This is a genomic window from Streptomyces sp. UH6, assembly GCF_013421635.1.
Lineage (GTDB): Bacteria > Actinomycetota > Actinomycetes > Streptomycetales > Streptomycetaceae > Streptomyces > Streptomyces abyssomicinicus.
Genome location: NZ_JACADT010000378.1, coordinates 1 through 5,041 on the forward strand (window position 1 = coordinate 1; position 5,041 = coordinate 5,041).

General features: G+C 71.2%; 4 protein-coding genes and 2 pseudogenes. All 6 read right to left on the bottom strand.

Translation table 11 applies throughout. The features are described from left to right. Positions 1-172 (bottom strand): annotated as a pseudogene (locus HW445_RS33635) (adenine phosphoribosyltransferase); the annotation flags it as partial. 4 nt (positions 173-176) lie between these two features. Next, on the bottom strand, positions 177-1,271 hold the full coding sequence (gene secF, locus HW445_RS18005; protein ID WP_180222026.1) for a protein translocase subunit SecF: 1,095 nt from the start codon (positions 1,269-1,271) through the stop codon (positions 177-179). 1 nt (position 1,272) lies between these two features. Next, positions 1,273-3,048 carry a protein translocase subunit SecD gene (gene secD, locus HW445_RS18010; RefSeq protein WP_180222027.1) on the bottom strand — a complete coding sequence of 592 codons (1,776 nt, stop codon included), beginning with the start codon at positions 3,046-3,048 and terminating at the stop codon, positions 1,273-1,275. Between the two features lie 143 nt (positions 3,049-3,191). Beyond that, entirely contained in the window at positions 3,192-3,644 is a 453-nt protein-coding gene (gene yajC / locus HW445_RS18015; RefSeq protein ID WP_180222028.1) for a preprotein translocase subunit YajC, read from the bottom strand. Between the two features lie 178 nt (positions 3,645-3,822). Then, positions 3,823-4,914 carry a Holliday junction branch migration DNA helicase RuvB gene (gene ruvB, locus HW445_RS18020; protein WP_180222029.1) on the bottom strand — a complete coding sequence of 364 codons (1,092 nt, stop codon included), beginning with the start codon at positions 4,912-4,914 and terminating at the stop codon, positions 3,823-3,825. A 10-nt stretch (positions 4,915-4,924) separates the two neighbouring features. Next, a pseudogene (locus tag HW445_RS18025) lies at positions 4,925-5,041 on the bottom strand (Holliday junction branch migration protein RuvA); the annotation flags it as partial.

Genomic DNA, 5,041 nt, shown 5'->3' on the forward strand with positions numbered 1-5,041 from the left:
CGATCTTCGTCGCCCCGGTCCGCACCGCGATGTCCGCCAGCGCGTCGGTGAGCGCGGCGAACGCGGCGGGGTCCGCGAGCAGCGGCGTGATGTCCTTGAACCTCACGCCGGGCTCGGGGTAGTCCTCGACCTCGCGGATGCGGCTGAGCAGCAGCGCCTGGATGTCCGTCACGGCGTCATCGCCTCCTTCCGGAGGCCCGGCCGCCGCTCCGGCCAGCCCGCGGGCCGACCACGGCAGCTCCGGAGCCCTCCGGGTCGTTCGTGTTCCCCGCGTCGGCGCCGGCCGCCGCGGTCGCGCCCTCGCCGGCCTGCGCGCGCTTGGCGAGCACCCGTCGGCGCAGGTCCTTCATCTCCGGCTCGCGCTCCTTGAGGTCGGCGACGAGCGGCGTGGCGATGAAGATCGACGAGTAGGCTCCGGCCGCGAGGCCGACGAAGATCGACAGGGAGATGTCGTTCAGCATGCCGGCACCCAGGACGCCACCGCCGATGAACAGCAGGCCCGCCACCGGCAGCAGCGCCACCACGGTGGTGTTGATGGACCGCACGAGCGTGCCGTTGATCGAGCGGTTGGCGACGTCCCGGTAGGTCCAGCGGGTCTGCTTCGTGATCCCCTGGGTGCCCTCCTTGAGGCTGTCGAAGACGACGACCGTGTCGTAGAGGGAGTAACCGAGGATGGTCAGCAGACCGATCACCGTGCCCGGCGTGACCTCGAAGCCCACCAGGGCGTAGATGCCGACCGTGATGGTGATGTCGTGGATCAGGGCCACCAGCGCGGCGACGGCCATCCGCCATTCGAACGCGATGGCCAGGTAGATCACCACGAGGACCATGAAGATCGCCAGGCCCTGCCAGGCCTTGTTGGCGATCTGCTCGCCCCAGCTCGGACCGACGAGCTCGGCGTTGATCTGCTCGGGGTCGACCTTGAGCTTCTCGGCCAGCTCCGCCTTGATCTTGTCGGAGGCGCCGGTGTCGATGCCGGCCACCTGGACGCGCATGCCACCGGTGCCCAGGCCCTGGACGATGGCGTCGTGACCCGACGCCTCCTCGGCGTACGTCTCGGCCTGGGAGACCGAGACGCTGGTCTTCGGGGTGGTGAAGACGGCGCCGCCCTGGAACTCGATGCCCATGTGCAGGCCGCGGGTGGACAGGCCGACGATGGCGACGATCGTGATCAGGATCGACAGGCCGTACCAGATCTTGCGGTTGCCGACGAAGTCGTAGCCGACCTCGCCGCGGTGGAGCCGGGCGCCGAGGTTGCCGAGTTTCGACATCTCAGGCCTCCTTCGGTTCGACGAGGGCGGAGGAACGACGGCTGCGGCGCAGCGGAGGCTGCACGCCGAGGCGCTTCGGGTCCAGGCCGGACCAGCGGTGGCCGCTCGAGAAGAACGTGGTGCGGGCCAGCAGCGTCATCAGCGGCTTGGTGAAGAGGAACACCACGACCACGTCGAGCAGGGTGGTCAGGCCGAGGGTGAAGGCGAAGCCCTGGACCTTGCCGACCGTCACCACGAACAGGACCGCCGCCGCGAGGAACGACACGAAGTCGGAGACCAGGACGGTGCGCCGGGCACGCGGCCAGGCCCGCTCCACGGCCGGACGCAGGGTGCGGCCGTCGCGGATCTCGTCCCGGATGCGTTCGAAGTACACGATGAACGAGTCCGCCGTGATGCCGATGGCGACGATCGCGCCGCAGACCGCCGGCAGGTTCAGCGCGAAGCCGATGGCCGGGCCGAGCAGCGACATGATCGTGTACGTCAGCACCGCGGAGACGCCCAGCGACAGGAGCGCGACGAAGCCGAGGCCGCGGTAGTAGGACAGCAGGTAGATCACGACCAGCGCGAGGCCGATGGCGCCGGCGATGAGACCGCCCTCGAGCTGCTCGCTGCCGAGCGCCGGGGTGACCGTGGTGACGCTGTCCTCCTCGAAGGTCAGCGGCAGGGCGCCGTAGGACAGCATGTTCGCCAGCGACTGGGCCTCGGGCTGGGTGAAGTTGCCGGAGATCTCGGCGTTGCCGCCGGTCAGCGCCTGGCTGACGTACGGGTCGGAGACGACCTCGCCGTCGAGCACGATCGCGAACTGGTTCTGCGGGCTGGGCTGGGTGGCGAGCTTGCCGGTGATGTCGGCGAACTTGTCGCCGCCCTTGGAGGTGAACTCCATGGTCACGGTCCAGCCGGCGCCGGTCTGGGTGTTGAGGACGGCCTGGGCGTCGTCGATGTCGGTGCCGTCGACCTCGGCGGGGCCGAGGATGTACTTCTGCCACTGGCCGGAGCCGTTGCCGCAGGCGACGATGGAGTCGCCCGGCTTGCTGCCCTTGCCGGCCGTGGCGCGCTGCTTGGGGTCGGAGCAGTCGAGCTTGGCGTACTGCTCCTGGACCACCGCGTCGACCGGCGCGGCCGTGTCGGCGGGCACCGGGCTCTCGGCCGGGGCCTCGGGGGTGCCGCTGGCGTCGGGCGAGGGCGAGCTGGTGGCGGCCTTGAGACCCTCGGTCAGCGCGCGGCCCTGCGGGGACGCCTCCTCGGACGGGTCGGTGGCGGCGGGGGCCGAGGGCGAGGCGGTGGACTTCCCCGTGGGCTTCCCGGAGGGCTCTGCCGACGGGGAGGCCCCGTCGGTGGCGCCCGGCGTCGGGACGGCGGCGTCGGCCCCGGAGAGCTCCGTCTGCAGCACGGGCCGGAAGTACAGCTTGGCCGTGGTGCCGACCTGCTCCCGGGCCTGCTGCGAGTTGGTGCCCTTGGGGATGTTGACGATGATGTTGCGATCGCCCTGGGTCTGGACCTCCGCCTCGGAGACGCCCAGACCGTTGACCCGGCGCTCCATGATGTCGACCGCCGTGGCCATGTTGGTCGGATTGACCGCCGATTCCTGACCCTTCTCGGCCACCGCGCGAAGCGTGATGCTGGTGCCGCCGGCCAGGTCGATGCCGAGACGCGGGGTGGTGTGACCGGAGAGGAACATCCCTCCGGTGAGCGCCACCATGGCGATCAGGATCAGGGCGAGGGCGCGTCCCGGCTTGCTCGGCGCGTTCGCGCTGCGGCCCTTCTTAGGTGCTGCCACCTTCTCGTACTCCCTCTCGGGCCGCCGCGCGCACCTCTGGGGCCGGCGGGCGGCCATGACAAGTTCGGACCCCGTACGGAACGCAGGCGTTCCCCCCCGGGGTGCGCGGGGCGCGACCGGTCACCCCCCACGCCGGAGCGTGCCTACTTGGCGTCGGACTCGCCGTCGGTCTTCTTGGGCGCGTCCTGCGCCTTGCCGAGGTCGACGGGCTTGTCGTCGGCGACGGCACCGGTGTCGGAACCGGCGGCCGCGTCGTCCGCGTCGGTGAGGGAGGAGGCGTCGTCGGGAACGACGTCGCCCTTCAGCTCGGCCTCGATGCCGTGCACGATGCGGTTGTACTCGTCATCGGTGAGGACGGCGCCGATGGAGTTCTTGGCGAAGAGCAGTTCCACGCCGGGGCCGGCGTCGAGCAGCACGGTCTCGTCGTTGACCTCCTTGACCGTGGCGTACATGCCCCCGATCGTCCGGACGCCGGTACCGGGCTGCATCGAGTCCCGCATCTCGGCGGCCTGCTGCTGCTTCTTCTTGGCCGAGCGGGTCATCACGAACATGAACCCGATGAGAATGATGATGGGGAAAAGGGTCAAGATATCCACGGGACGGAGAGTTCCTTCGCACGACCGCGATGGTGAGCGGCCTGTTGACGGGGGTGTCGGAGCGCCGCCCCACAGGGGCGGCATCGGCGGAGTCTAAGCGAGCCCGCGCAGATGGAACAACGCCCAGCATGTCACCGGGGTTCCTTCCGTAGCGAGCTTTACCTGCCGTCACACGCCGTCACGCCCCGAACAGGTCCCCTTGTCCCACTTGGCCCGCCCCTGCCGCGCCGGGCGCCGCGGCGTGCGGCGGGGTGAGCTGGAGGTGGGCCCAGGCGGCGGGTGTGGCGACACGGCCACGGGGCGTGCGGGCCAGCAGACCCTCGCGGACCAGGAACGGCTCGGCCACCTCCTCGACCGTCTCGCGCTCCTCCCCCACCGCCACGGCCAGCGTGGACAGACCCACCGGGCCGCCGCCGAACAGCTTGAGCAGCGCCTCCAGCACCCCCCGGTCCAGCCGGTCGAGGCCGCGGGAGTCGACCTCGTACACCCGCAGCGCTGCGGAGGCCACCTCACGGGTGATCACGCCGTCCGCCTTGACCTGGGCGTAGTCGCGTACCCGGCGCAGCAGCCGGTTGGCGATGCGGGGCGTGCCGCGGGAGCGGCCGGCGATCTCGGCGGCGCCCGCGGCGTCGATCTCCACGTCGAGCAGCAGCGCGGAGCGGTGGACGACCCGCTCCAGTTCCTCCGGCGTGTAGAACTCCATGTGGGCGGTGAAGCCGAAACGGTCCCGCAGCGGCGGCGGGAGCAGCCCGGCCCTGGTGGTGGCGCCGACCAGGGTGAACGGGGGCAGCTCCAGCGGGATGGCGGTGGCGCCCGGGCCCTTGCCGACGACCACGTCGACCCGGAAGTCCTCCATGGCCATGTACAGCATCTCCTCGGCGGGCCGCGACATGCGGTGGATCTCGTCGAGGAAGAGGACCTCGCCCTCCTGGAGGGAGGAGAGGATCGCGGCCAGGTCGCCCGCGTGCTGGATGGCGGGGCCGCTGGTGATGCGGATCGGCGCGCCCATCTCGGCGGCGATGATCATGGACAGGGTGGTCTTGCCCAGGCCGGGCGCTCCGGAGAGCAGCACGTGGTCGGCGGTGGCGCCGCGCGCGCGGGCGGCCCGCAGGACCAGGTCGAGCTGTTCGCGGACCTTCTCCTGGCCGATGAACTCGCCGAGGTCCTTGGGTCGCAGCGCGGCCTCGACGGCCTGTTCCTCGCCGTCCGCGAACGCGCCGACCAGCCGTTCGGGGGCGATGGCGTCGTCGGTGGTGTCGTCCCAGTTCACCCAGGGTCTCCTAGCGGGCTCGGTTCAGGGTCTGCAGGGCCGCCTTGAGCAGGCGTCCGACCTGCGGGTCGGCCTCCGCCTCGGCCTGCGGGGCCACCGCCTCGACGGCGTCGTCGGCCTCACGGGG